This window comes from Phytopseudomonas argentinensis, from assembly GCF_900113905.1.
GTDB classification, from domain to species: Bacteria; Pseudomonadota; Gammaproteobacteria; order Pseudomonadales; family Pseudomonadaceae; genus Aquipseudomonas; species Aquipseudomonas argentinensis.
In genome coordinates this window covers 1-1,112 of record NZ_FORC01000015.1, presented here as the reverse complement: position 1 = coordinate 1,112, position 1,112 = coordinate 1, and the positions used below count along the sequence as shown (strand labels likewise).

Below are 1,112 nucleotides of genomic sequence, written 5' to 3'. Positions count from 1 at the left end.
CGGTTTCGGGTCTATACCCAGCGACTAAACGCCCTATTAAGACTCGCTTTCGCTACGCCTCCCCTATTCGGTTAAGCTCGCCACTGAATATAAGTCGCTGACCCATTATACAAAAGGTACGCAGTCACCCAACAAAGTAGGCTCCCACTGCTTGTACGCATACGGTTTCAGGTTCTATTTCACTCCCCTCTCCGGGGTTCTTTTCGCCTTTCCCTCACGGTACTGGTTCACTATCGGTCAGTCAGTAGTATTTAGCCTTGGAGGATGGTCCCCCCATATTCAGACAAAGTTTCTCGTGCTCCGTCCTACTCGATTTCATTGATAAGAGCATTTCGTGTACGGGGCTATCACCCACTACGGCGGCACTTTCCAGAGCCTTCCACTACACTCTAATCAACTTAAGGGCTAGTCCCCGTTCGCTCGCCACTACTAAGGGAATCTCGGTTGATTTCTTTTCCTCAGGGTACTTAGATGTTTCAGTTCCCCTGGTTCGCCTCATGCACCTATGTATTCAGTGCATGATACCCAGCTTATGCTAGGTGGGTTCCCCCATTCAGAGATCTCTGGATCACAGTCTGTTTGCCGACTCCCCAAAGCTTATCGCAGGCTACAACGTCTTTCATCGCCTCTGACTGCCAAGGCATCCACCGTATGCGCTTCTTCACTTGACCATATAACCCCAAGCAATCTGGTTACTGTCTATAACGTGAAGACGACATTCGCCGAAAATTTGCACTTGAGAACAACGCAAATTTTACCTTGACCAGATTAATTACCAGTGAAAGTAATCAATCAGTCACTTCTATCACATACCCAAATTTTTAAAGAACGATGTTTCGACTGGTCAAAGACCAGAAATCAACATTCACTCTGCTCTTGCAGGAATGCTCATTTCTGAACTCTTACGCATCAACGACTGCAACAGAAAGTGGTGGAGCCAAGCGGGATCGAACCGCTGACCTCCTGCGTGCAAGGCAGGCGCTCTCCCAGCTGAGCTATGGCCCCGTATATCATCTGCACCTGAATTGGTAGGTCTGGGCAGATTTGAACTGCCGACCTCACCCTTATCAGGGGTGCGCTCTAACCAACTGAGCTACAGACCTATAACAGGG

General features: G+C 48.8%; 2 tRNA genes and 1 rRNA gene. All 3 read right to left on the bottom strand.

Features of this window, described 5'->3' with window-relative positions:
- Positions 1-671 (bottom strand): 23S ribosomal RNA (locus BM154_RS23510); the annotation flags it as partial.
- Positions 672-929: 258 nt separating this feature from the next.
- Positions 930-1,005: transfer RNA gene (locus BM154_RS23505), tRNA-Ala, on the bottom strand.
- A gap of 21 nt (positions 1,006-1,026) precedes the next feature.
- A tRNA-Ile gene (locus BM154_RS23500) sits at positions 1,027-1,103 on the bottom strand.
- Positions 1,104-1,112: the final 9 nt, after the last annotated feature.